This window comes from Halobacillus litoralis (assembly GCF_020524025.1).
GTDB lineage: Bacteria > Bacillota > Bacilli > Bacillales > Halobacillaceae > Halobacillus > Halobacillus litoralis_D.
The window spans coordinates 745,656-771,244 of the sequence record NZ_JAIVKN010000001.1 but is presented as its reverse complement, the minus strand read 5'-3'; the positions used below and the strand labels follow the sequence as shown (position 1 = coordinate 771,244).

Annotated in this window: 22 protein-coding genes; 1 reads left to right on the top strand and 21 read right to left on the bottom strand. The window is 44.1% G+C overall.

Going from position 1 to position 25,589, the window contains the following annotated elements; genetic code table 11:
• Window positions 1-25: 25 nt before the first annotated feature.
• The 9 genes from rsmB to LC036_RS04075 form a co-directional block, all read right to left on the bottom strand.
• Complete coding sequence (gene rsmB, locus LC036_RS04115) at window positions 26-1,372, bottom strand: 16S rRNA (cytosine(967)-C(5))-methyltransferase RsmB (RefSeq protein WP_226578608.1); 1,347 nt, start codon at window positions 1,370-1,372, stop codon at window positions 26-28.
• Complete coding sequence (fmt, locus tag LC036_RS04110) at window positions 1,365-2,312, bottom strand: methionyl-tRNA formyltransferase (protein WP_226578605.1); 948 nt, start codon at window positions 2,310-2,312, stop codon at window positions 1,365-1,367. The genes rsmB and fmt overlap by 8 nt, the downstream gene beginning before the upstream one ends.
• Before the next feature lie 16 nt (window positions 2,313-2,328).
• Complete coding sequence (gene priA, locus LC036_RS04105; protein ID WP_226578601.1) at window positions 2,329-4,737, bottom strand: primosomal protein N'; 2,409 nt, start codon at window positions 4,735-4,737, stop codon at window positions 2,329-2,331.
• Window positions 4,734-5,939: a bifunctional phosphopantothenoylcysteine decarboxylase/phosphopantothenate--cysteine ligase CoaBC gene (coaBC, locus tag LC036_RS04100; RefSeq protein WP_226578598.1), complete on the bottom strand. Its 1,206-nt coding sequence runs from the start codon at window positions 5,937-5,939 to the stop codon at window positions 4,734-4,736. Before coaBC ends, priA begins: the two co-directional genes overlap by 4 nt.
• Before the next feature lie 110 nt (window positions 5,940-6,049).
• Window positions 6,050-6,277 (bottom strand): DNA-directed RNA polymerase subunit omega, encoded by a 228-nt coding sequence (gene rpoZ, locus LC036_RS04095; protein WP_226578595.1) that lies wholly within the window; start codon window positions 6,275-6,277, stop codon window positions 6,050-6,052.
• Between the two features lie 2 nt (window positions 6,278-6,279).
• A complete protein-coding gene (gene gmk, locus LC036_RS04090) occupies window positions 6,280-6,894 on the bottom strand; it encodes a guanylate kinase (RefSeq protein WP_226578592.1) in 615 nt (204 codons plus the stop codon).
• Window positions 6,895-6,908: 14 nt separating this feature from the next.
• The gene (gene remA / locus LC036_RS04085) at window positions 6,909-7,172 is read right to left on the bottom strand and encodes an extracellular matrix/biofilm regulator RemA (RefSeq protein ID WP_027954142.1); all 264 of its coding nucleotides are present in this window, start codon (window positions 7,170-7,172) and stop codon (window positions 6,909-6,911) included.
• A gap of 79 nt (window positions 7,173-7,251) precedes the next feature.
• Entirely contained in the window at window positions 7,252-7,596 is a 345-nt protein-coding gene (locus LC036_RS04080; RefSeq protein ID WP_226578590.1) for an endoribonuclease YicC domain-containing protein, read from the bottom strand.
• Entirely contained in the window at window positions 7,593-8,132 is a 540-nt protein-coding gene (locus LC036_RS04075) for a YicC/YloC family endoribonuclease (protein WP_226578587.1), read from the bottom strand. The genes LC036_RS04080 and LC036_RS04075 overlap by 4 nt, the downstream gene beginning before the upstream one ends.
• 152 nt (window positions 8,133-8,284) lie before the next feature.
• Here LC036_RS04075 and LC036_RS04070 point away from each other — a divergent pair, with 152 nt between their 5' ends.
• The gene (locus LC036_RS04070; RefSeq protein ID WP_226578584.1) at window positions 8,285-9,994 is read left to right on the top strand and encodes an NFACT family protein; all 1,710 of its coding nucleotides are present in this window, start codon (window positions 8,285-8,287) and stop codon (window positions 9,992-9,994) included.
• Between the two features lie 532 nt (window positions 9,995-10,526).
• Here LC036_RS04070 and LC036_RS04065 read toward each other — a convergent pair.
• From LC036_RS04065 to LC036_RS04010, 12 genes are all read right to left on the bottom strand, one after another.
• The gene (locus LC036_RS04065; protein ID WP_226578581.1) at window positions 10,527-11,003 is read right to left on the bottom strand and encodes a DMT family transporter; all 477 of its coding nucleotides are present in this window, start codon (window positions 11,001-11,003) and stop codon (window positions 10,527-10,529) included.
• A gap of 36 nt (window positions 11,004-11,039) precedes the next feature.
• A complete protein-coding gene (locus LC036_RS04060; RefSeq protein ID WP_226578578.1) occupies window positions 11,040-13,208 on the bottom strand; it encodes an FUSC family protein in 2,169 nt (722 codons plus the stop codon).
• Between the two features lie 278 nt (window positions 13,209-13,486).
• Entirely contained in the window at window positions 13,487-15,064 is a 1,578-nt protein-coding gene (locus LC036_RS04055; protein ID WP_226578576.1) for a BCCT family transporter, read from the bottom strand.
• A gap of 897 nt (window positions 15,065-15,961) precedes the next feature.
• Complete coding sequence (locus LC036_RS04050; protein WP_226578574.1) at window positions 15,962-16,126, bottom strand: hypothetical protein; 165 nt, start codon at window positions 16,124-16,126, stop codon at window positions 15,962-15,964.
• Window positions 16,127-16,165: 39 nt separating this feature from the next.
• On the bottom strand, window positions 16,166-16,795 hold the full coding sequence (gene pyrE, locus LC036_RS04045) for an orotate phosphoribosyltransferase (RefSeq protein ID WP_226578572.1): 630 nt from the start codon (window positions 16,793-16,795) through the stop codon (window positions 16,166-16,168).
• A complete protein-coding gene (gene pyrF, locus LC036_RS04040; protein WP_226578570.1) occupies window positions 16,770-17,492 on the bottom strand; it encodes an orotidine-5'-phosphate decarboxylase in 723 nt (240 codons plus the stop codon). The genes pyrE and pyrF overlap by 26 nt, the downstream gene beginning before the upstream one ends.
• A complete protein-coding gene (locus LC036_RS04035; protein WP_226578568.1) occupies window positions 17,458-18,390 on the bottom strand; it encodes a dihydroorotate dehydrogenase in 933 nt (310 codons plus the stop codon). The genes pyrF and LC036_RS04035 overlap by 35 nt, the downstream gene beginning before the upstream one ends.
• Window positions 18,387-19,148, bottom strand: coding sequence for a dihydroorotate dehydrogenase electron transfer subunit (locus LC036_RS04030; protein ID WP_226578566.1), 762 nt, complete (start codon window positions 19,146-19,148; stop codon window positions 18,387-18,389). The genes LC036_RS04035 and LC036_RS04030 overlap by 4 nt, the downstream gene beginning before the upstream one ends.
• Window positions 19,145-22,345: a carbamoyl-phosphate synthase large subunit gene (gene carB / locus LC036_RS04025; protein WP_226578564.1), complete on the bottom strand. Its 3,201-nt coding sequence runs from the start codon at window positions 22,343-22,345 to the stop codon at window positions 19,145-19,147. The genes LC036_RS04030 and carB overlap by 4 nt, the downstream gene beginning before the upstream one ends.
• Window positions 22,324-23,433, bottom strand: coding sequence for a carbamoyl phosphate synthase small subunit (locus LC036_RS04020; RefSeq protein ID WP_226578561.1), 1,110 nt, complete (start codon window positions 23,431-23,433; stop codon window positions 22,324-22,326). Before LC036_RS04020 ends, carB begins: the two co-directional genes overlap by 22 nt.
• On the bottom strand, window positions 23,414-24,703 hold the full coding sequence (locus LC036_RS04015; protein WP_226578558.1) for a dihydroorotase: 1,290 nt from the start codon (window positions 24,701-24,703) through the stop codon (window positions 23,414-23,416). The genes LC036_RS04020 and LC036_RS04015 overlap by 20 nt, the downstream gene beginning before the upstream one ends.
• Window positions 24,704-25,582 (bottom strand): aspartate carbamoyltransferase catalytic subunit, encoded by an 879-nt coding sequence (locus LC036_RS04010; protein WP_226579988.1) that lies wholly within the window; start codon window positions 25,580-25,582, stop codon window positions 24,704-24,706.
• Window positions 25,583-25,589: the final 7 nt, after the last annotated feature.

Sequence of the window (25,589 nt, the reverse complement as noted above, 5' to 3'; positions counted from 1 at the left end):
CGAACGGGCGCCTCTATGATTGAACCTACTGCTTCACTAATCGTGTCAAAAAGAATCCATCTGTATCCCACTCCTGCGGAAATAACTGCAGTCCGTACTCGGATAAGCCCAGAGGTTCCTGCATGGAGGATGGAAGCTCTTCTTTAAACGATGGATCGAGTTTAAATTCGGGATGATTGCTCAAGAAATGACGCACAGCTTCTTCATTTTCATGACGATCTACTGTACATGTGCTGTATATTAGTTTCCCGCCAGGTTTTAAAAGAGCTGATACTTCTTCAAGCAGGTCATCTTGAATGTTTCTTAAATTAAAAATGTCTTCTTCTTTTTTATGATATTTAATATCCGGCTTGCCACGCAATACTCCAAGACCAGAACACGGAGCATCGAGAAGAATCCGGTCAAATGTTTCCTGTTTATGAAGACTGCTGATGGTCCTTGAATCTGCCTGACCGGCCGTTATCGACGTAAGCTTGAGCTTTTCTGCTTTTTCATTTACAAGCTTTGCCTTTTTCTCATGAAGGTCATACGCAGTAATTTCACCGCGGTCGGACATTTTTTCAGCGATATGTGTGGTTTTTCCTCCAGGAGCACTACACGCATCCAGGACTGTCATACCTTCTGATAAATCCATCATTTCAGCTACGAGCATAGAACTTTGATCCTGAACAGTCAGATATCCCTCGGTAAATAACGGATGTTTCAAAACAGCCCCGGACCTTATAAGGAAACCCTGGGGAGATAATGGGCTTTCTTCAAGCTCGAATCCATCATTCTGAAGTTTTTCCATAGCTTCCTGACGGCTGATACGCAGAGGCTGGACTCGAACAGACATGGGCAGATGGTGATTATTCGCCTCACACATCGCTTGTGTAATATCCCAGCCATACTGATCCACCCATCGTCTGACAAGCCAATCCGGGTGACTCGTTTCAACCGCCAGCCGTTTAACTGGATCTTCTATATTGTTTACATCCTGCACACCTTTTCTTTGAACATTACGTAAAACGCCGTTAGTGAAGGAGGCAATTCCTTTATGCCCCCGTTTTTTAGCAATCTCCACCGCTTCGTGAATAATAGCGTGATCAGGAACACGTTCAAGAAAGACCATTTGATAAACGGACATATAAAGAAGCCAGCGAACCCATGGTTTCATCTTTTTTTGTTTTGCTGTATATGGCTGAATGGAATAATCAATCAGGTCTCTGCGCTGAAGTGTGCCATAAACGATTTCTGTAAGGAGTCCACCATCCTGCCGGGAAAAGTTTTGTTTAGTAATTTCACGATTCAGCAGGACGTGGCTGAACCCTCCCTGTTCTCCGATGCGTGTCAATAGGTGAAGGGCCGTTTCTCTTAATGCATACTTACTCATGCTTCTCCCCCAGACGATCTCCTACTTTCAAGGATTGTCCAGCCCCGTTGATAAACGCCTGGCCATCCATTTTCTTTTTACCCGATGGCTGGAGAGATACGATTTTTAATCCCTTTTCACCGCCTGTAGCAACAATGAATCCATCTTCTGTAATTTCTGAAACGACGCCCGGAAGATCTTTATAAGAACCGGCCGTTTTTTCAGCCCACCATATTTTCATTGGTTTTCCGTTCCAATACGTGTAGGCCACCGGCCAAGGGTGAAGTCCGCGCACATGGTTATAGACGGTCTGCTGATCCTGAGACCAGTCAATCAATTCCTGTTCCCTCTTAATATTGGAAGCAAATGTAACTTTGGTCTCATCCTGTTTTTCAGGCTCTATACGACCGGCTAATAAATCTGGAAGCGTTTCTGCCAGCAAGTCCGCTCCAGCTTCCGATAGTTTATCATGAAGGGTGCCCACATGATCCTCGTCGTCAATTGGTACAGTAACTTTTGCAAGCATATCTCCAGCATCCAGTTTTTTAACCATATACATAATCGTCACGCCTGTTTCTTTCTTTCCTTCCAGGATGCTGTAATGAATCGGTGCACCCCCGCGGAATTCAGGCAGAAGTGAGGCATGGACATTAATGCAGCCATGCTTCGGTTCTTTCAAAAGTGCTTCAGGAAGAATCTGGCCAAAAGCAGCCGTTACGATCAAATCAGGATCATAAGCAAGAACCTCTTTATATTCATCTTTAATCTTTTCCGGTTGAAAGACAGGGATGCCGTGTTTTTCAGCCGCTACTTTTACCGGCGGCGGGGTCATCACCTTTTTCCTTCCTTTTGGTCGATCCGGCTGTGTAATAACGAGAACGACCTCATACCCTTCTTCGATAATACGGTCGAGTACGGGTACGGCAAAATCAGGTGTTCCCATAAATGCGATACGTGTCATGACTAACTGCTCCTTCCTACATCAACTGATACGGCTGAAAGTCCACCGTAATCTGTAATCCATTCTCTTGTTTCATTTCATCTTCATAGTAATGCAATATCCGTTCAACGAATTTTCGCTGCTCAGGTTCCTTCTTGTATTTTACCATGCATTGATAGCGATATCTATTATTGATCCGAGTCAGAGCTGAAGGCGTCGGGCCTAAAACATAAGACTGATCGGACAGCTTCTGTTCCATAAACATCGTAATCTTCTGGGTAACTTCCTGCACTTTCAACTGATTAGGATGCGATACAGTAAACAATGTTAAAAAGAAGTAGGGAGGATAACGGAATGCTTTTCTCAACTTCATTTCTTCATGAAAGAACTGTTCATAATCATATTGGCTGGCCAGTTCAATACTATAGTGCTCCGGGGTATACGTCTGTACAACAACTTCCCCAGCCTTCTCATGCCTGCCCGCCCGGCCACTTACCTGAGTAAGAAGCTGGAACGTCTTTTCTGAAGCCCGGAAATCGGGGAGGTTTAAAAGAGAATCAGCTGCAAGCACACCAACGAGGGTGACATTTCCAAAATCCAGTCCTTTAGCAATCATCTGTGTTCCAAGCAGAATGTCTGCTTTCCCTTCGCCAAATTGGCCCAACAGACGCTCGTGAGCCCCTTTTTTCCTTGTCGTATCGACATCCATACGAATGACACGGGCTTCAGGAATGAGTTCTTGAAGAGCTTCTTCTACTTTTTGTGTCCCAGTACCAAAGTATCGGATCGTTTTACTCTCACATTCCGGACACTCTTCAGGCATCGGTTCTTCGTGTGAACAGTAGTGACACTTCAGGCGATTCTGCCTTTTGTGATACGTTAAGGCGATATCACAATGCGGACATTCACTAACATGACCACAATCACGGCACATGACAAAGGTGGAATACCCTCTTCGATTTAAGAAGAGGACAACCTGTTCATTTCTGGCAAGGCGCTCTTCAATCTTTTCTTTAAGCGTAAGCGAAAACATCGATCGATTGCCATTATGCAGTTCATCACGCATATCAACAAGCTCCACCTCAGGCATGACCGATTCATTCATCCGCTTACTCATAGTCAAAAGTTTGTAATTGCCTTTGACGGCTCTCGCATAGCTCTCCAGCGCAGGAGTAGCACTACCTAAAACAACCGCACAGCTGTGAGTTTTAGCGCGTTCAACAGCTACGTCTCTGGCATGATAACGTGTACGGTCTTCCTGTTTATAGCTGGTTTCATGCTCTTCATCAATGATGATTAAACCGATATTGGTAAAGGGAGCAAAAATCGCCGAACGCGCACCCACGACGACCTGCACCTCTTTCCTTTGAATCTTGCGCCACTCATCATATTTCTCTCCAGCAGACAATGCACTGTGCAGAACGGCCACCTTGGAACCAAACCGGCCTTTAAACCTCTCCACCATCTGAGGTGTCAAAGCGATTTCAGGAACAAGCATGATTGCTTCTTCTCCTTTATCGATGACTTCCTGAATGGATTGGAGATAGACTTCTGTTTTCCCGCTCCCGGTTACCCCATGCAGAAGGAAAACTTCATGGACATCATTTTCGATACAATTCAGGATCGGTTTAATCGCTGTTTCCTGCTCTTCTGTCAGCGGGAAAGGCTGTGTGCGCTCAAACTCTCTATTGCCATAGGGATCACGGAAAATTTCCTGTTTAAACATCCGGAGTATTTTTTGGTCAACGAGGGGTTTTAAAGACGCTGACGTTGTCGAAAGCTTAGCCAATAATTGTTTCTTTTCTATCGGCTCAGGGTTATCCACGAAGTATTCCATAATCATCCGCTGCTTTTTCGCCTGGGAAGACAGGTCCACAAGCTTCTCTTCCATTTCAATTTCATTTACTAAAGGCTCTACCATTGTTGTTACTTTCTTCGTTTCACGGCTTTTCACTTCATAATGGACATCGACTTCTCCTTCATGCATATGTCTGCGGAGAAGATGGTAGCTGATGCCCGACTTTTCAAACTCTTCAAAATCAACGACGGCACGGCCATCAAATACCCGTTGCAGGTCTGAATCCAACGGCTCTTCTGTCAATTTCCAAAGTTCTTTCCGGTACTTCGCCTTCATAACCTGAGGAAGCATGACCTGCAGGCAGGAAATGTAGTAGCTTAAGGTATTTCTAGAAAGCCATTTCCCTAAATCAAGAAGTTCTTCTGTCAGAGTTGGAATGACATCAAGGACATCGGTGATCTTTTTCACTGAAGAAAAGGAACTTGTTTCAGATAAGGAAATGACGTACCCGAGAATTTTCCTTGGTCCAAAGGGTACAATGACCCGGACCCCAGGCTGCACGATACCTTCAAACTGTTCAGGGATTTTATAGTCGAAAGGACGATTCGTATTTTGCGATGGTACATCTACGATGACATTGGCAATCACTGTGTTCCACTCTCCAGCTCGTTTGCAGCACTTGAAAGAATGTTTTGGGCCAGCTCATCCTTTGTCATCAAAGGGTAAGTCTTTTCTGTTCCCTTTTTAGTAATAAAAAGAGAGGCATTCGTATCTGTGCCAAAACCTGACCCTTCCTCTGCTACGTTGTTAATGACAATGGCATCCAGATTTTTCTTCTCGAGCTTTTGTCTTCCGTACCGCTCCGGATCATTCGTTTCTGCAGCAAAACCGATCAGATATTGGTGTTCTTTCTGTTCCCCTAAAGCTTTTAATATGTCCTTTGTTCGTTCCATTTCTACGGAATAATCCCCGGATGATTTTTTCATTTTATGATCATAGGTCTGTTTGGGACGATAGTCGGCAACAGCGGCTGACTTGATGACGAGGTCACTTTCCGGGTAATAACGAAGGACTTCCTCATACATTTCTTCTGCAGTTGTGATATCTATCCGCCGGACGCCTTTAGGTGTGTCCAAGGAAACCGGTCCGGATATGAGTGTTACATCTGCCCCTAATAAAGAAGCCTGTCTGGCAAGAGCAAAGCCCATCTTCCCTGTCGAAGGGTTGGTAAAATAGCGGACAGGGTCAATTTTTTCGCGTGTAGGACCAGCGGTAATTAAGACCTTTTTACCTGTAAGTATTTTATGCTTCCGTCCCTCGTTTTCAAGGACACGTACGATACTTTCCGGTTCTTCCAAACGACCTTTACCTACATATCCACAAGCTAAATAACCCTCTCCGGGTTCAATAAACCGAAAGCCCCACCCGTCAAGCTTTTTCATATTATTCATAACAGCCGGATGACTGTACATATGAACATTCATAGCCGGTGCAATATAAACAGGTGCTTCTGTAGCTAATAATGTCGTTGATAACATATCATCTGCCAGGCCGCCTGCAAGTTTCCCAATTGTATTGGCCGTTGCAGGAGCAATCAGAAATAAATCAGCCCAGTCGGCAACATCAATATGCTGAATTTGAGATGCATCCTGTTCATCAAATGTATCTGTATACACGGGTTGTCTGGATAAAGCCTGGAAAGTCGTGGGAGCGACGAATTGACGGGCACTTTCTGTCATAATTACTTTCACAAAAGCCCCCGCCTGAACAAGCTTACTCGTTAAAGCTGCTGCTTTATAAGCGGCAATTCCGCCTGATACACCTAATACGATCTTTTTCCCTTTTAACATCGGACAGACCCCTTTACTCGAAAAATATGGTCACTCATACACGTAGGAAAAGCCGCGCTAGTTCAATTAAGAAGCGCGGCTTTTCCTACGTCGTATTTAAACGTGTCTTTTTATGTGGTTTCCGTACGTGCTTGAATTTCATCAGATTCAATATAATTCAACTTGCCATCACGGATTTCTTCCAACGCTACACCAACCTGCTGGTGAGAAGTCGGGTTGTCAATCATTGGTGCACTCCCCTGCTTCAATTCACGCGCTCTTCTTGCAGACAGGGTTACAAGAGTATACTTAGATTTAATTTGTTTCTGTAGGGAATCAATGGATGGTTCTAACATCATGATTATTCATCCTCCAATGCTTTTTTATACTGCTGAGCTACACGCTCACGTTTACAATGCTCACTTGCAACAATGGATTTCACTTTGGAAACAGCATGATCAATCTGATCATTGACCACGACGTAGTCGTACGCATCCATCATATCAATTTCTTCCTTGGCTGCATGGAGACGATTCTTCACTTTGTCTTCTGTCTCTGTGCCACGGTTAACAATCCGGTCTTTTAATTCTTCCAAAGATGGAGGAATTAAGAATACAAAGACGCCCTGCGGGAAGTTTTCACGGACTTTTAAAGCTCCCTGTACTTCAATTTCCAAAAATACATCCTTGCCTTCATCCAACGTCTTTTCTACATATTGGCGGGGTGTACCATAATAATTCCCGACGTATTCGGCATGCTCAATCAATTGTCCTTCACTGATCAGCTTCTCAAATTCGTCTCTGGATTTAAAGAAATAATCCACCCCGTCCACTTCTCCTTCACGCGGTAAGCGTGTTGTCATGGAAATGGAATAACGCAGGTCGGTGGACTGCTCAAATAATGCTTTACGTACTGTTCCTTTTCCGACACCTGACGGGCCGGAAAGGATAAATAAAATACCCTTCTGATCAATCACTGCAAAAAGTCCTCCTAGTTTTCATCTGATATCTCGTCATTACTGATAACACGCTGTCCGACGGTCTCGGGCTGAACGGCAGAAAGGACGACATGATCACTATCTGTAATAATGACCGCACGCGTCCGCCGGCCATATGTAGCATCTACTAATTTATTATTGTCACGGGCAACCGTAATGATACGCTTGATTGGAGCGGATTCTGGTGAAACGATCGAAATGATACGGTTCGCTGATACAACGTTCCCAAATCCGATGTTAATTAATTTCAAACTCAAAGCTGACTCCTCCTTCTTCTGGCCAAACACTAGAATCACTAACTCTATTATATGAAAAAACTAGAGGAGAACACAATTGTTATTCTACATTTTGCACTTGTTCTTTCATTTTTTCGATCTCACTCTTTATATTCACAACAAATTCCATAATTTTACCATCGTTGGACTTTGACCCGATCGTATTCACTTCTCTGTGCATCTCCTGTACGATAAAGTCCAGCCGGCGTCCTATGGGTTCCTCTTTTGCAAGGGTGTTTTCAAATTGAATAAGGTGGGATTGCAATCGGGTGATTTCTTCGGTGACATCGCCTTTTTCAGCTAAGAGAGCAATTTCCTGAAGGACTCTTGTTTCATCAGGCATGATGTTTTCCTTCGTGTATTCTTCTACTCTTAACCGGATTCTCTCTTTGAACTCTTCAATCACAGACGGTCTTCGTTCATCAAGTGCGAGAATAGCTTTTTCACATTTGCCATCCGCAGACGCAGATCCTGCTCCAGCTGTTCCCCTTCCCTGCTCCGCATCGTCAACAAGCTGTGCAGCGCTTCTGTCATAGAGTGTAGAAGTGCTTCCTGAAGGTGATCAGGATGTTCCTCCACTTCCTGTACAGAAAAAACATTGTCTAACTTGGATACCATATCAATAGTTATTTGACCCGTCAAATCATATTTATCCTGTATGTCCTCCAGTTTTTTCATATACTGGTCAACAACCGGCCAGTCCACAACGATCTTTTTTTCGAAAAGTCCCTGTCCCTCAACGGTCACGAAGATATCCAGATGTCCCCGTCCCAGCTTTTCTTTTGCCAGTCCTTTCAGCCGCTCTTCAAGAAATAGAAGCGATCGTGGAATTTTGGCTGATATGTCCAGAAAACGATGATTAACGGATCGAACCTCTACGTGAAGAAGCGTTTCACCGATAGTAACGGATTGTTTCCCATATCCTGTCATACTTTTCACCATAAAGCCATCACACCTATACCGTAATTTTTTTATCCTATTTTAGTTTATCAAAGTTCTCCCTTACAGGGCGAGAGATTCCGCCTTACAATGGATTCTTTTAGAACTTTCCTGTTCAAACATGATATAATCTCACTCGTAGAGAGGTGAAGACCATGTCTTTTGACGGAATTGTAACCCGGGCGATTACACATGAATTAAATGAAACGATCCAGTCCGGTCGAATTATGAAAATTTATCAACCCACAGAAACAGAATTAGTATTTACTGTTCGTGCGATGCGTAAAAAGCATACGCTGCTGTTATCAGCACACCCAAGCTATGCTCGTTTCCACTTAACAGACGACCAATACCATAACCCTAAGGAGCCACCGATGCTCTGCATGCTTCTAAGGAAGCATCTAATTGGAGGGTTTATCGAGAACATCGAACAAGTCAGCATGGAGCGGATTGTTAAAATCCAGATCAGGACGCGTAATGAAATCGGCGATGAGACGCTGAAAACGCTTATTATCGAAGTGATGGGCAAACATTCCAATATCATGCTTGTGGATGAGAATGAAGGACATATGCTTGACAGTATCAAACACCTTCCTCCTTCCCAGAACCGTCATCGGACGATTATGCCGGGGCAGCCGTACAAACTGCCACCTGAACAAGGAAAGATCGATCCAATTGATCTGGATCCTGAAACCTTCATTAAAAAGCTGGATTTCAATTCAGGTAAAATGGATAAACAAATATTGAATCTTGTTATGGGTTTTTCCCCGTTAATGACAAAAGAAATTGTCCACCAGGCAGGCCTTGGCGGGCCGAACGCGTACAAAGAAGCATACAGTCAAATCAGAGAACGAATTATGGATCACCGGTACGTCCCTCAAATTAACCGGGGAGAAAAAGATCAATTTTATGTTGTTCCTCTCCATGCCTTTAAGGACGATGTAGAAACGTATGATTCAGTAAGCGCTATGCTTGATGACTATTATTCAGGTAAAGCCGAACGTGACCGTGTAAAACAGCAGGCTGGTGACCTTTTCCGCTTCTTGAAGAATGAGCGTGACAAGAACAAACGAAAAATCAAGAAACATGAAGAGACCATGAAAAAATCAGAATCAGCGGAAGAATACCAAAAGCTTGGCGAACTATTAACCGCTCATATGCACCTTGTACAATCAGGAGATGAGTCCATTACGGTTGTGGACTATTACGATCCGGATCAAAACGAAATGCAGATTGAGCTGAATCCTAATAAATCTCCAAGCGACAATGCCCAGGCGTATTTCCAGACCTACCAGAAATTAAAGAAATCCAAAGAAGTTGTTCAAAAAGAGATTGAGAAAGCCTATGAGGAAATTGCTTATTTTGAGCGTTTGATTCAGCAGGTGGAGTCAGCCCGTGAAGAGGATATTGAGGAAATACGGGAAGAACTGCGTGAACAGGGGTATTTAAAGAAAAAACCTTTGCAGAAAGGCCAGAAGAAAAACAAGCCCCAGAAACCGTCGCCTGAAAGTTTTGAATCCAGTGACGGCACGGTTATCTTCGTCGGACGCAACAATAAACAAAACGAGTATTTAACCAACCGAATGGCCAATAAGACGGATGTATGGCTTCATGCTAAAGATATTCCCGGCTCACATGTGGTCATCAGGGACGATAATCCAAGCGAGGATACCCTTTTTGAAGCGGCACAGCTCGCAGCGAACTTTAGTAAATCAAGCCGATCATCAACGGTTCCTGTAGACTACACCCGGATCAGGCATGTTAAAAAGCCATCGGGAGCAAAGCCTGGTTACGTCACCTATGACAACCAGCAGACACTTTTCGTTACTCCGGACGCTTCGTTCATTAAGAAGCTGAAAAAATAATACAGATGAAGAAATCCCGCTTCTGGTGAAGCGGGATTTCTTTTTCACGCTCTGTTCAAAAGGTTTAGTTAACATGAAATGAATTCTCCTATTCGGAAGATTAAGATCGATTTTCTTGAGGGAGAGATGATGTCTTTCCTGTCATTAGAAAAGAATGACTTTTGTAAATGTACACACTGTTCGAGATTAATCAGGGGATATTAACTGGTATTAGGAATATCTGTCTTATCGAAATTTCCTTATTTACAACCTAAAATAAAAGAAAAAACATCTTTTTCGTTTTGACTTTCTTCTGCATAACTGAAGGAAAACAGCGCATGATAAGAGGGCACCTATCTTGAAAGAGGAGGTCGCTGTCATGCCAAAGAATTCAAAATCCAAGCGCAATCCGAAGAAGAGCAGAGATGCTGTCCAACCCAGTACAGGAGAAGGGCGTATTTCTATATCTAAAGCAGGAAAAGCGTTGGATGATCGTTAATTCTTTCCAATGATAATCGAAAAGGCCCGGACGATTTGATACGTCCGGGTCTTTTCATGATTTCGTATAGAGCGTGATGGCGATAATCATTAGAAGAAGAGCAATGATTCTCTGCCCGTCTAAAGGGATTTGTTTGACGCCCAGCCAGCCGAAATGATCGATGAGCGAGCTTGCGATTAACTGGGCTGATACAACGGTGAATATCGCTGCTCCTGCTCCAATCCGGGGCACAGAAATAACCATAATAGAAACAAAAAAAGCTCCCATCAGCCCTCCGAGCAGCTGCCACTTTGGAACTTGAAAAACCTGCAGAAGATTTCCTCGTCCAAAGAACAACATCACAAGAAAAAGGGTGACTGTTCCCACCAAAAAGGAAACAAAGGCGCCTTCAAAAACACCAATCTTCTGACCAAGGCCGCCGTTAACCGAAGCTTGGACAGCGACCCCTATTCCACCTAAAAACACTAAGGCCATGAGCAGCCACTGCATAAATGAACACTCCCCTGACTCATCAATTTTTACAATCCACAAAAAACGTAAGAATCTTAACAGGTGACTTTATCCCTTTTAAGCTCTGGGTAAACCAAGTCGTTGTCCCAGAATTAAGATGGATTGATTAATCTTCCATACGTAGTACAAATGATGGACGAGGTCTCCCTGCTGGTCGACTCCAGGCTTTAATCCATCAATTAATTCGCGTTCTTCCTGCAGGGGATAGAAAGATTCCACCTCTTCTTTCCCATTTCCTTCAACAAAAGAAATCAACACGTCTACATTATGACTGAATTTTTGTTCGATGGAGTGTAACGTCCGGCTGACTTCATCCGGATAAACAAAATCCTTTTGATAAGAGGAAGCCACCAAGTGTTTGGCATAGTAATTAATGGCTGTAAAAATAGTCAGCACTTCAGCCATGTCTGTATTTTTTCGTCCTCCAAAACCCTGAATGACTGGTTTTGACTCTTCTTCGAGCGCTTGAATCTTTAAATCCAGATTAAAAGCCTGTTCAGCGAGGTTTTTGACATTGGTTGTACTCTCAAAACTTTCTACATAACCCTTCACGTACCCGTCCAGTTGATTCAAATAATCTGTGATCTCATCAGAGACTTTATCCATGGTTTTTGTAGGGTAAATAAGAGCAGAAACAGCATAGGCAATAGAAGCACCAACGATTGTATCCAGCACCCTTGCTCCAAGAAGCTGATAACTAATCCCACCTAAAATCAGGTCATACATAAAGGCGATCAGCATGGTAATAAACATACTTGTGAGTGTATAAGAAACGGGAAGTAAATAAAAAGCCAGAAACATCACTGTGAATAAAAGGAACACTTCCAATTCCGAATGGCCTGACACAAGGGTGGCGAGAACGAAGCCGATTAATGCTCCAATTACCGTTCCAACAGAACGCTCCACACCTTTAAGATAAGTCCTTCCTACAGTGTCTGTACCGAGCTGCACGATAAAGGTTGTCAAAAGGACCCAGTATGGCTGGATGGGAGAAATCATATAACCAACGAGAATAGCGATCGTTCCAGCTATTAAAGATTGGACAGCTTTTTTTGTAGTGGGCTTCATTCCTTCTTCTTCTTGTGAACCGACTTCTTCTTCAGCATCCTCCTCCACTTCATGTTCTGAAATGGAAAGGTCCGCTTTATCGTATCGTATATTCATAGCCCCTTCCGTCACATGAGTAGCAATAGCCTCAATGCGCCGAAGCAGGTATAACCACCCCTCCGGATTAGAGCCTCTGTTTTGAAACAAATCATCAATCATTAACCGGAGCGAACGGATTACTTTATCAGCTTCCTCAAGGTTTCGATCCTGAGGAATGGGCTGAAGAACTTCTGCCTGCTGCAAGGCAGAGATCAACCGGGTGAGTAATTCACGCAGATCAGCCATCTCAAGAGCATCATCCCTTTTCAGCTTTTGTAAACTGTCAGAGAGGGTCATAACAAACATGGCTGTGTCAAAGACATACAATCGTAATTGGTTTGGCTTTAAGCCCGGCCAAATTTCTGAGATGTCCCGTTCATTTAGATCAGTGGATACTTGACTTGCATATTTGCGAAGTTTCCTTACGTTGTATTCTAATTTCCTTGTACGAGCTTCCTTAACAACAGGGTCGGCAATCACCTCCGCCAACAATTCAAAGGTCAAGTTCGCCTGTCTATGAAAAGAGACCATGCTTTTTTTGAGGAGCTGGACAGAATCTTTAAATACAATGAAATTATAAAGAAAGGCGTAGCTGATTCCGATTGCAATGGCTAAATAAAACCACGGAAACTGCTCAGTAGAAAGTTTTAAAAAAGAAGAAAGATAAACTGTAAAAAATCCAATCATGCCTAACGAAAAATAGCGGCTGCCAAACCTTGAAAAGTAAAAACCGCAAAATATAATGACGATCATCAAAGAAGAAACCAACACGACATTAGAAGCAAGTAACGATCCGCAGGTAACTCCAGCCGCTGCCGAGACAGCAAGGAGTATAGTCGTTGTTTGTTTCTTCCTTTTAGTATCATCCATCACAATCATAATCCCCATTAATCCAGCCATTCCAGATAGAATGGATGGAAACAAAGGCTGCTGTCCAAGCATATTCAGAAGAAATAAAGTAGTAAAAACAGAAGAAATCAAACTAATGGTAGCTTTTCCCGCCTGACTAAGCCTTCTTCTCCCAGGGTCTGAAGCAAGCAGCCGGCGGAACCAATACGATTGAGTAAGGGTTGCTTTCATAGACTTTCCCTCCTTCCCTTTCTTGTTATTATCCATACATGTTACCTATAGTAATCATTTTCTTACCTTGTCACAACTATTTCGGTTTCCGAAACGAAAAATAGTTAACAAAGTTTTTCTGCCTGACACTCCTGTTTAAGTATAGCGTGTTTTTTAGTATGTGTTTGTTAAGCTCAATGTTGATCTCATATTGAGAAAATCCTTTACAAATAGAGAAACCACCCAAACGAAATTTAATCGTTTGAATGGTCTCATATATTTTATAAAGGATGTGAGAATCAAGAAGATTTTCTTTTTTGAACGTCTATCTTCATAGGCTCCTTCTTAATAATGCCTTGATCAATGGCCATCTTTTTAGCTACTTTAGGAGCGAGCCATACAGGGGGCAGCAGCAATAAAGATACAGGCACAGCTGTTACCACGATAAAGTTCTGCAGCGTCTGAATACTGCTTTCCCCGATTCCGAGTAAGGACGCCGCAATGGTCCCGAAAAGAACAGCCCAGAATACACGGAGGAAACGCGGGGGATGAGTATTCCCCGTTAACGTTACAGCTACAGAATAGGACATCGTGTCAGCTGTTGTAGCTACAAATACAACCGTAACGATTAAGAATCCTGTAGCCATAACCATTCCAAAAGGAACCTGTTCCATAATTGCCATGACAGCAGCAGGCATTCCTGTCTCGTTCAAGGCATTTGAGATGGAACCAGGGTTCTCTAATTCATAAAACAGTCCCGATCCACCGACGGCTGCGAACCAAAAGTTACTGACGATCGGTGCAATAATAGCCACCGCCAGAATCAATTCTCTAATGGAACGGCCTCGGGAAATCCGGCTGATAAACATAGCCATCGCCGGGCCAAACCCTAAGAACCAGCCCCAGAAGAAGACGGTCCAATAGCCTAACCAGCCGCTGTCTCCACGATACAAACTCATTCGAACGAAGTTTTGTATTTGGAAGGCTTCTGCACCTATAAAGGAATTAATAATAAATGCTGTCGGTCCTAAAATAACCATGCCGAGCATTAATACCAAAGCAAGCCCGACATTCAAACGGCTCAATAATTGAATCCCTTTATCCACACCGGATGCAGCTGAAATTGCAGCAATTGTTACAAGAAAGATAATTACAATGGACTGCGTAAAAATAGTATCCGGAATATTAAATAAATACTCCAGTGCATATCCAACCTGTAGACCTAAGAACCCTATTGGTCCGATTGTTCCTGCTGCAACCGCGATAATTGAAACCACATCTGCTGTTGTTCCAAGGACGCTTTTCTTTCGAAAGATTTTTTCTCCTACTAATGGGTAGAGGATTGTACGAGGTTTTAATGGATATCCCTTATGATAATGAGCATACATTAAAACGATGGTAGCAACCGTACCTAAGCATGCCCACGCCGTAAATCCCCAATGGAAAAAGCTTTGGGCAAGTCCAGGGATGACGGCCTGCTTTCCTGTTATTCCCCCGTCATCAAATAAAGGCGGTGTCGTCAAATAATGATAAATAGGCTCACCTGCGGCCCAGAACACCCCGCCGCTTGCTAAAAGCGTACATAAAATCATGGATACCCAGCGGAACCAGCCATTCTCCGGTACATCTTTATTTCCTAGTTTCACTCTGCCGTATTTACTTAATGCAAGTGCTATCCCTACTACAAATGTTGCTAATAAAAGCAGCTGCCAAAAGGCTCCAAAGAATGTAACTGAAAAATTAAAAGAGCTGGTAATCCAAGCTCCCATTTGAGATTTATTAATTAAAGAAAAGATTAAGAATAAAACGAGGAAGCCTCCGCTGATGGCAAATGTAAGCCAGTCAATCTTATTTCCTCTGTTTGTTTCGTCGTTCATGAATTTCCTCCTAAGATGGTCCTTTTTTTATCATGTCTGGTAAGTGTCTTTGGTTGTACTTGCTTAGATATTAAAAAACAGCCATCTCCTTAATGTGCATTTTTTTCACATAAGAACTCATTATAGTAGGGGGAAACGCATTCGTCAAAACGGTACTTAAAGAAGGATGATGAGGATTTAGAAGCTTTCCTTAGCATATGAGTGTTCCTTGCCTTCCTTCGTTCATTTGGATTCCTCCTATGCTTTCTTTTCTCTAAAGTCTTATTTAGGTGCTTTCCAGGGGAGGTGGTGGCTGGGAAAATGACTCGCCTTCCGCAGGCATGTGGTGAGCTTCCTCAGGCTCCATCTTCCGGGTTCTCACCTATGCTGTATGCTAAACCCCAGCATCTGGAAGATGAACCATTCCTCGTTACGTTTAAGTAACAGTGCCGTACGCAGAATTCAGTCAGGGATGACTGGGGAAATCCTACATGAGAAAGAGGCACGACACCCGCCCGTGGAAAGTGAGACACCCTCCGTTCAACAAACGTAACAGCACCTTCATATGAACATGTTTCAGCTTCAACTCCATACAACGGATTCCTATGGAACAACTCAAAAATAAACAATAAACTTCAACAACGCTTTTGTATGAAAAATCCTGTATAAAAGAAACCATTAGAAAAAGGCTGCAGGGCGGGAAACCCTGCAGCCTTTTTCTATTTTATGTTCGTCTACCGATGTCCTTACTATGCCTACGTCCCTCACCTTTTCTATCCTGTGAACTAGATTAAAAAATAGGCAAAAATGATAATAGAACCTAAATATGAAAAAACCGCTTGTGCCCAGTAACGCTTTCGTTCATTTTTTAACATATACATGTTCCATAACAGAAAAATTGCAAACGACCCTGCACCACTAAGCAATGGTTCCCATGACCACATAGACTCCATAAATGAGAAGGAAACCCAGGTATACAAATAAACGAAACAGGATAAGAGCCCAAGAGAAGCGTTCATCAATATGAAAAATGAATGTTTGTTTGATTTCATCAGCATCACCAATACGCTTTGTTCCTTTCATCGTACTAATAGATGTATGAAATAGCAACATTCTAAATGATTAAGAGTTTGTAAATAAATAAGGATCCCGGCTCCACTCATTCATTAGATCTTTTTGTTCCTTGTTTAAGACATTATCGTTTGCGAGCTGCTCAAGCAGATCATGATAACTTGCTATCGATTGAAAAGGATATCCATTCCTATTGAAAGATTCTTCTGCCTCGTTCAGTCCGTACGTGAAAATCGAGAGCACTTGAAGTACTTCCGCCCCCGCTTTCTTTAATGCGTCGGCTGCCTCAATCGAGGATCTGCCTGTTGAGATCAAATCTTCGATCACAACTACACGCATGCCGTTTTCTATATGACCTTCAATCTGATTGCCCTTTCCATGTTTCTTTGCTGATGAACGGACATAGACCATAGGCAGGTTCATTCGTTCTGCCACCCATGCAGCATGAGGAATCCCTGCTGTGGCACATCCGGCAATCGCATCTACTGGCTGGTCTAATGCTTCAATCCTCTCTACAAAAGCGTCGGCGATACTTCGGCGGACGGCCGGATAGGACATCGTCAAACGGTTGTCACAATAAATAGGTGATTTTATTCCTGAGGTCCATGTGAAGAAGTTTTCCGTTTCAATTCTAACCGCTCCGATTTCCAGTAAATCACGAATCAATTGTTGTTTGTCCATAAGTGAATGCCTCCTTTATTGTTTCATAAATCACACGCGGATGATCAGCATCCCGAATGGCACGTCCTACCACAATCGAGTCGCTTCCTTCTTGATTGGCTTGTTCAGGTGTGGCTACACGCTTTTGATCATGTGTTTCTCCACCTACAAGCCTTATTCCAGGGGTTAATGTAAGCAGGCTGGTCGTTGATTTAATGACTGCTGCCTCTTCCACAGAACAGACAACCCCGTCTGCTCCGCTCTGTTCAGCGAGCTCACTATAATGCTTGACTATGTTGGAGAGCGGATGAGCTAAAAGCATCTCCTCCTGCATTATGCTTTGGTCTGTTGACGTCAGCATAGTTACCGCCAGTAAAAGAGGCGGTTTTCCTACCGCCCCTTCTTGCAGGCCTTTTTTAGCCGCCCTGATCATTTCACTCCCGCCCTGCGCATGAATGTTAACGACATCCACATTTAGTCCGGCTAGATTCCGCATTGATCTACGAACAGTTTCAGGAATATCATGAAGCTTTAAGTCAAGGAAGATGGGGTGTCCTCTCTCATGTAAGTTTGATAAGATGGTCGGACCTTCCTTATAAAAAAGTTCCATCCCCACTTTCACTGGAATACCGTTAAGTTGGTTGAGGTCAAGGAATGAAAGAGCTTCCTCCCCAGTTTCAAAATCAAGCGCGAAGTATACTGGCTGCAGTCTGCTCATGGTGTGCACCTCCTATAGCTTCTTGAACCGATGAGAATCCATATTTTTGCAGTGTTTGCGGCAGGGCATCCATGATTTCTTTACAGATCAATGGATTCTTAAAGTTTGCACTGCCAATCGCCACCGCACTTGCGCCTGCAAGCAAGTATTCAATGACATCTTCGGACGATTCTATACCACCCATACCGATGATAGGAAGGTTCACCTCTTTGTAAACCTGGTGGATCATGCGGATACTTACAGGTTTAATAGCTGCACCTGACAATCCACCGGTCTGGTTTGCAATCACAGGCTTTCGTGTCTTTGGATCAATTCGCATTGCAGTTAGAGTGTTGATCATCGATAGTCCATGCGCTCCCGCTTCTTCAACAGCCTTCGCCATCTGAACGATATCTGTTATATTGGGAGACAGCTTCACATATACTGGAACTCTGCTTGCCTGAACGACCCGCCTTGTCACTTCTTTTGCAAGTTCAGGGTCAGTCCCAAATTGAACGCCGCCTTCTTTTACATTTGGACAGGATATATTCAGCTCGAGCGCGTCGACGTGAGCTGAGATTTTTTCTGCCACTTCCTCATATTCCTCAACCGTGCTGCCAGCGACGTTCGCAATTAATGGCACATCCTGTTCTTTTAAAAAAGGGATTTCATCGGTAATGATTGAATCAACTCCCGGATTCTGCAGACCAATCGCATTTAACATCCCGCTCGCTGCTTCTGCTACACGGGGCGTAGGATTTCCAAATCGCTTCTCTCCTGTGGCTGCTTTCAATATGACCGCCCCAAGATCAGAGAGGGAATAAAACTGAGCAAACTCTTTACCAAATCCAAAACATCCTGAAGCAGGCATAATTGGATTTTTCAACTGTAACCCAGGAAGGGAAACCGACAAATTCATGAAAGGACAACCTCCTTTGCATCAAAAACGGGCCCATCACAGCAGATGCGTTTATAGCCTTTATCATCCCGCGATTCAATTACGCAGGCAAAGCAGGCTCCTATACCGCACCCCATCCGCTCTTCCATTGAGATATAACCCGGCACTTCTTCAAGTTGATCCATAACCGCCTTCAGCATAACCGTTGGTCCGCAGGCGTAATAAGTATCATGAACGGATTCCAGCTGAGAAAGGACATCTGTCACAAAACCTTTCGTTCCGAGTGTGCCATCGTTGGTACTCACATAAACTTCTCCGAAACTCTCAAACTCCTCTATTAAAAAGGCATCCGCTTTGGTTTGAAATCCCAGCACACTCGTCACACGTATTCCTTTATCATTCAGTTGTTTGGCAAGATTATATAAAGGAGGAACGCCTATCCCTCCTCCGATTAGGAGGGCGTGCGTCTGCTCGTCTCCAGGCAGTGGAAACCCCTGTCCGCCCGGCCCGAGGACATCGAGGAAACCGCCCGCTTCTTTCTTGGTCAGTGCGTCCGTTCCCTTTCCCATGACTTTATACAGGAGAGTCATCGTGCCTTCGCTTCGGTTATAGTCACAAATGGAAACGGGCCGCCTTAGATAGAAATCATCACTAATTTGAACGTGGACAAACTGCCCTGGGTCTACGATATCTTGGACCATCTCCCCTTCCAAGAGGAGACGGTACGTATCATTTGCAATGCTTGTATGTTCGAGGATCTTCATGAACTCACGTTTCATGCATTCACCCCTTCCATAGGGGTGATGGCTCTTGCTGAAAAGGACATAGCGTTGATTACGTCAACAATGGACCGTGCTGTGTCCAAACTGGTTAAGCATGCAATGCCATTTTCAACCGCTTCCCGGCGGATTCTGAAACCGTCCGATCTTGCCCGCATGCCTTTATTCAACGTATTGACAACGACATGAACTTTTCCATTTTGAATCAAATCAATGACATCCAGCTCATCAGACCCTACCTTTCCGACGGATTCTACAGGAATATGCGCCTCTTCTATGACGCCTGCCGTTCCTTCTGTCGCAAATAATTGGAAGCCGAGTTCATAAAACGTTCTGGCAATTTCAAGCATTTCTTTCTTATCCTTATCTGCAACAGTCAGTAGAACGGACCCTTGCGTTGGAATCTTCAACCCAGCGGAAGTCATCCCTTTATAAAGGGCTTTTTCGAGCGTCTGATCATACCCGATGACTTCACCAGTCGACTTCATCTCCGGCCCTAATGTTGTATCGACACTGCGCAGTTTCTCGAAGGAGAAGACAGGAACTTTTACGTAAACACCATTCGGCTTAGCTGCAACTCCTGAGGAATACCCATGAGCTTTCAGAGTTTCGCCCATGATAACCTGTGTGGCAAGCCTGGCCATAGGCACCCCTGTAATTTTACTTAAGAAAGGAACGGTCCGGCTGGCTCTTGGATTTACTTCGAGCACGTAGGCGGTTCCTTTATAAACGACAAACTGAATATTGATCAGCCCTTTCATATTCAGCTCGCGGGCAATTTTTGCTGTGGCATCAATACACTGCTGCTCAAGCTCTTTTGTCAGGCGCTGCGTTGGATATACGGCCATTGAATCTCCAGAGTGAACGCCTGCTCTTTCGATATGTTCCATAATTCCAGGAATGAATACATCTTCCCCATCCGAGATCGCATCCACCTCAATTTCCATACCCGTCATATACTTATCGATGAGAATTGGATGTCCGTTATGAACGGTTACATTGGTTTCTAAATAAGATTCCAGTTCTTCATGTGAATAGACAATGGCCATGGCCCTTCCTCCAAGCACATAAGATGGACGGACGACCAGGGGATAGCCGATCTTTTCTGCTGCTGCGTAAGCTTCCTCTTCGCTCGTTACGCTTTCTCCGCCCGGCTTGGCAATCTCGAGCTTATTTAAAAGCTGCTCAAATAAGTCACGGTCCTCCGTCTGATTTATGGCATCCATTGTTGTGCCGAGTATTTTCACACCCTGTGCAGTTAAGCTGTCTACAAGGTTGATCGCTGTCTGACCACCAAATTGAACGATTACACCTTCCGGCTGTTCCAGGTCAATCACATTCATAACGTCTTCAAGGGTCAGGGGTTCAAAGTATAATTTATCTGACACACTGAAATCCGTGGATACTGTTTCCGGATTGTTGTTCATAATGATTGCCTCATAACCCATTTCTTTTAAGGCAAGTACAGAATGAACAGTGGCATAATCAAATTCCACTCCCTGCCCGATTCGGATTGGTCCGGATCCTATAACAAGGACTTTTTTATTGTCACTTGCAGCTGATTCGTTTTCATCTTCATAACTACTGTAAAAATAAGGCGTCTCCGAAGCGAATTCCCCTGCACATGTATCGACCATTTTATATACTGGACGAATGTCACTGCCGCGTCGTTCGTTCATGACCTCAGAAGCTGTTGTATTCGCTACACGTGCGATTTGAGCATCTGAAAAGCCCATCCTTTTTGCTTTGACTAACAATCCTGAGGTTAATCCTTCCCTCAGAATCTGTTTTTCCAGATCAATGATGCGATTCAGTTTGTGAAGGAAAAAGAAATCAATCCGTGTCAGTTCGTGGAGGTCTTCCAAAGAATAAGAACGTCTTAACGCTTCTGCCAGCAGGAAGATACGCTCATCATCTGCCTTTTTCAGACGCTTGTTCAATTCTTCATTGGTTAACTGAACAGCAGAAGGCAGATAAAATTCCTCCGTTTCTCCTTCTAACGACCGCACTCCTTTAAGCAGTGATTCTTCCAGCGACCGTCCGATACTCATAATTTCCCCTGTCGCTTTCATCTGGGTGCCAAGCGTACGATTGCCTTTTGCGAATTTATCAAAAGGCCACCGCGGGATCTTTGTCACCACGTAATCCAACGCAGGTTCAAAGCAGGCATAGGTCGTTTCTGTAATTGGATTTTTTATTTCATCCAAAGTAAGACCTACGGCAATTTTCGCAGCAATTTTCGCAATCGGATAGCCGGTGGCCTTTGAAGCTAAAGCAGAGGAACGGCTGACCCTTGGGTTTACTTCAATGACATAGTATTGGAAGCTGTCCGGATCAAGGGCGAGCTGGACATTACACCCGCCTTCGATTTCGAGCGCCTGAATAATTTCAAGCGAAGCATTTCGAAGCATGTGATATTCCCGGTCACTAAGCGTCTGGGAAGGAGCGACAACAATGGAGTCTCCTGTATGAATCCCAACTGGATCAAAGTTCTCCATATTACAGACCACAATTTTATTGTCCCTCTTATCCCGCATCACTTCGTATTCGACTTCTTTAAATCCAGCAATGTTTTTCTCAATCAGGCACTGACTGACCGGAGATAGAGCAAGACCGTTCCGGGCTGTTTCTCTCAACTGAGATTCGTTGTCGCACATACCGCCGCCGGCACCACCCATTGTATACGCCGGCCGGACGATAACGGGATAGCCGATCTCTTCAGCAAACGTCAGAGCCTGATCTACGGAACTGACAATCTCGCTCTCTGGTACAGGCTGGTTCAACTGATGCATAAGAGAGCGGAATTTTTCCCTGTCCTCAGCACGCTGAATCGCCTCCAGTGGTGTTCCCAACAATTCAACACGATACTGATCCAGGATTCCTGATTCATGTAATTCAACGGCTAAGTTTAATCCCGTCTGCCCGCCCAGCGTAGGAAGAATCGCATCGGGGGTTTCTTTTCGAATGATTTTCTTTAAAAATTCAAGCGTGAGCGGCTCCATATACACTTGATCTGCAAAGGTATGGTCGGTCATAATCGTTGCTGGATTCGAGTTTGCAAGGATTACCTCATATCCTTCTTCCTTCAGAGATTGACAGGCTTGTGTACCGGAATAATCAAATTCAGCCGCCTGACCGATCACAATCGGACCGGATCCGATGACAAGAATTTTTGTTAAATCTGTACGTTTAGGCATGAGATATCCTCCTTCGTTTTCACTTGAGCTTCTTCCATGTTCGTTAAAAATTCATCGAATAGATGGCCGGTGTCTTCTGGTCCAGGTGAACTTTCCGGATGGTATTGTACACTGAAGACAGAATGATACGTATGCTTTAAGCCCTCTACTGTGTTGTCATTTAAAGACACTTGCGTAAGTTTAAGGTTTGTAGACGCCAACGAATTTTCATCGACCGCATAACCATGGTTTTGAGAGGTCATGTAAGTCCGGTTCGCTGCTAAGTCTTTCACAGGCTGGTTGGCGCCTCTGTGTCCGAACTTCAGCTTGGATGTATCCGCACCAGAAGCAAGGGCAATCAGTTGATGGCCGAGACATATGCCGAAAATCGGTACCTGACCGATCAGCTTCCGAATCGTCTGAATTGCCTCAGGCACATCTTTTGGGTCTCCAGGACCATTGGAAAGCATGACACCGTCAGGCTTCAAACGGATGATTTCATCAGCTGATGTATGATAAGGAACGACCGTGACATGACAGTGGCGTTTTGTGAATTCTCGAAGGATGCCGTGTTTCATCCCAAAGTCCATAAGTACGATCCGCTTCCCTCTGCCAGGAACGACATAAGGTTTCACCGTCGATACTTCTTTCACCTGATTTGTCGATAAAGCAGTGTCCTGAATGATGCGGAGCACTTCTTCCACAGGTCGGTCTGTAGATGAAATCATTGCTTTCATCGTTCCGTGCTGACGGATAATTTTTGTAAGCTTCCGCGTGTCAATTCCGCTGATACCAGGAATCTTCTTTACTTTTAAAAATTCATCCAGCGTTTCTTCACTTCGGAAGTTGGAAGGGTGTTCACAATGTTCTTTTACAATTACGCCAAGAACAGCAGGATTGACCGTCTCAAAATCATCCCGGTTAATCCCATAGTTTCCGACCAGCGGATAGGTAAAGGTGACCAGCTGTCCGCAGTAGGAAGGATCGGATATGACTTCCTGATAACCAGTCATACCTGTATTAAATACAATCTCACCAACCGTTTCGCGTTCACTCCCGAATCCTTCACCAACAAATACCGTTCCATCCTCAAGCACGAGTTGTTTCATATGAATTCTCCTCCCATACCTTTGTTCCATTAACGATTGTAAGTACCGGCCATCCTTTAACGTTCCAGCCATGAAACGGTGTATTTTTTCCCTTTGATAAAAATTGATGCCTGTCAATCGATTTCTTTGTGTCCAGGTCAATGATTGTTAGATCTGCTGAAACCCCTGTTTCGAGGGTTCCATAAGGTAGTCCGAATGTCTGCGCAGGTTTCACAGTCAGCCAGTCAATCAACTGTTCTAAAGTTGCGACTCCTTTACTGACGAGGTGTGTGTATAACAATGGAAAAGCTGTTTCCAAACCTGTGATGCCAAAAGGGGAGGACAAAAAACCCTGCTGTTTTTCCTCTTCTGTATGAGGGGCATGATCTGTAGCGATAAAGTCGATCGTCCCGTCCAACAACCCATTAATTAATGCTTCCTGATCCTCTGCAGATCGAAGCGGCGGGTTCATTTTGAAAAAGGCATGGTCTTCATTGACGTTGTTCTCATTAAGTATTAAATGATGTGGTGTGACTTCGGCAGTCACGTGAATGCCAGCTTTCTTGGCATCCCGGATCACACGCACAGATTCTTTCGTTGATACATGGCAGACATGATAATGACAACCTGCTGCCTCCGCAAGAAGAACATCCCGCGCAATTTGAACAGACTCTGCAACATTTGGAATTCCAGGGAGCTGTAGTCTTTCGCTGACTTCTCCTTCGTGGCAGACCCCTTTATAGACGAGTGAGTTGTCCTCACAGTGGGCTACGATCGATTTGCCGAGACGGCCGGCTTCTTTCATCGCTTCAAACATTCTGCCGGCTGACTGTACTCCGACTCCGTCATCTGTAAAGGCGAAAGCCCCCAGCTCAGCCAGTTTTTCCATATTTACAAGTTCCTGTCCTGTCTGACGTGTGGTAATTGATGCATAAGGGAGCACACGGACATGGGCCTTCTCATTTATCGTTTCGAGGATCTGTGTCATAATTTCCGGATCATCAGGGACAGGCGTTGTATTCGGCATGGTGCATACCGTTGTAAAGCCACCTTTAGCTGCCGACTTCGTGCCAGTCGATATGGTTTCTTTCGTTTCTCCCCCAGGTTCCCTTAAATGAACATGAACATCGACAAATCCTGGTGTAAGGAGATGACCTTTGGCATCTATGGTTTGATCTGCTTCGCCTGCCTGTTCAGAGATTTGTGTGATGATTCCATTTTCTATAAGTACCTCGACTGTTTTACATGCTCCATGTTCTATGACTTTTGCGTTGATGATCTTCTGTTTCATTTATAACTCCCCTTTCAATAGTGCTTCAATAACGGCCATTCGAATCGTTACTCCATTTGTCATCTGCCGGAAGATTCTGGATTTAGGAGATTCCACCAGATCACTATCAATCTCTACACCTCTATTTACAGGAGCAGGATGAAGGATAATACTGTGTTTCCCCATGCGCGCTTCCCTTTCTTTCGTTAATCCATACTGCTCAAGATAAGAGATGTCTGCTTCCTTCTTTTCATGCCTTTCATGCTGGATGCGAAGCAGCATCAGCACATCACATTCTTTTACAGCCTTATCCATGGATATATAGTCTCGGCCTATCGCAGGATCCTGCCATTCTGGTTTACTAACAAAGGAAACCACTGCGCCAAGCTGACGAAGGGCTAAAGCATTTGACCTTGCCACCCGGCTGTGTTTTATGTCTCCAGCAATACAGACATGGAGTCCTTTGAAACTTTGAAAATGTTCGTGAATGGTGTAAAGATCAAGCAGGGACTGAGTAGGGTGTTCGCCGCATCCATCACCAGCATTGATAACAGAAAGATTTAATCCTTTCGTACATTTCTGAAGCAGGCCTGCTTCTGACTGCCGCACAACTGCAAGCTCCACGCCGATCGATTCCAGAGTCTTCAGCGTGTCATAGAAACTCTCGCCTTTGGTTAAACTCGAATCTGCTCTGTCGAGTTCCATAACTTCCATGCCAAGCTTTCTTTCAGCTACGTGAAAGCTGCTTTTAGTCCTTGTGCTTGGTTCTAAAAAGAGATTGGCTGCAAAGCGGCCTTGAAATTTGTTCGGATTCTGCTGTTTCTCAATGGTTTCCGCTAAGGAAAAAAGGTCATGGATTTTCTCATTTGTTACATCCTTCATGGATAACAGGTGATGCAAAGATTCT

What these genes read in the sequence shown, in the direction of transcription:
- rsmB (WP_226578608.1), bottom strand. Translation starts at nt 1,372, where the DNA reads ATGAGTAAGTATGCATTAAGAGAAACGGCCCTTCACCTATTGACACGC.
- fmt (WP_226578605.1), bottom strand. Translation starts at nt 2,312, where the DNA reads ATGACACGTATCGCATTTATGGGAACACCTGATTTTGCCGTACCCGTA.
- coaBC (WP_226578598.1), bottom strand. Translation starts at nt 5,939, where the DNA reads ATGTTAAAAGGGAAAAAGATCGTATTAGGTGTATCAGGCGGAATTGCC.
- rpoZ (WP_226578595.1), bottom strand. Translation starts at nt 6,277, where the DNA reads ATGATGTTAGAACCATCCATTGATTCCCTACAGAAACAAATTAAATCT.
- LC036_RS04075 (WP_226578587.1), bottom strand. Translation starts at nt 8,132, where the DNA reads ATGGTGAAAAGTATGACAGGATATGGGAAACAATCCGTTACTATCGGT.
- LC036_RS04070 (WP_226578584.1), top strand. Translation starts at nt 8,285, where the DNA reads ATGTCTTTTGACGGAATTGTAACCCGGGCGATTACACATGAATTAAAT.
- LC036_RS04060 (WP_226578578.1), bottom strand. Translation starts at nt 13,208, where the DNA reads ATGAAAGCAACCCTTACTCAATCGTATTGGTTCCGCCGGCTGCTTGCT.
- LC036_RS04055 (WP_226578576.1), bottom strand. Translation starts at nt 15,064, where the DNA reads ATGAACGACGAAACAAACAGAGGAAATAAGATTGACTGGCTTACATTT.
- LC036_RS04050 (WP_226578574.1), bottom strand. Translation starts at nt 16,126, where the DNA reads ATGAAAGGAACAAAGCGTATTGGTGATGCTGATGAAATCAAACAAACA.
- pyrE (WP_226578572.1), bottom strand. Translation starts at nt 16,795, where the DNA reads ATGGACAAACAACAATTGATTCGTGATTTACTGGAAATCGGAGCGGTT.
- pyrF (WP_226578570.1), bottom strand. Translation starts at nt 17,492, where the DNA reads ATGAGCAGACTGCAGCCAGTATACTTCGCGCTTGATTTTGAAACTGGG.
- LC036_RS04035 (WP_226578568.1), bottom strand. Translation starts at nt 18,390, where the DNA reads ATGAATTTGTCGGTTTCCCTTCCTGGGTTACAGTTGAAAAATCCAATT.
- LC036_RS04030 (WP_226578566.1), bottom strand. Translation starts at nt 19,148, where the DNA reads ATGAAACGTGAGTTCATGAAGATCCTCGAACATACAAGCATTGCAAAT.
- carB (WP_226578564.1), bottom strand. Translation starts at nt 22,345, where the DNA reads ATGCCTAAACGTACAGATTTAACAAAAATTCTTGTCATCGGATCCGGT.
- LC036_RS04020 (WP_226578561.1), bottom strand. Translation starts at nt 23,433, where the DNA reads ATGAAACAACTCGTGCTTGAGGATGGAACGGTATTTGTTGGTGAAGGA.
- LC036_RS04015 (WP_226578558.1), bottom strand. Translation starts at nt 24,703, where the DNA reads ATGAAACAGAAGATCATCAACGCAAAAGTCATAGAACATGGAGCATGT.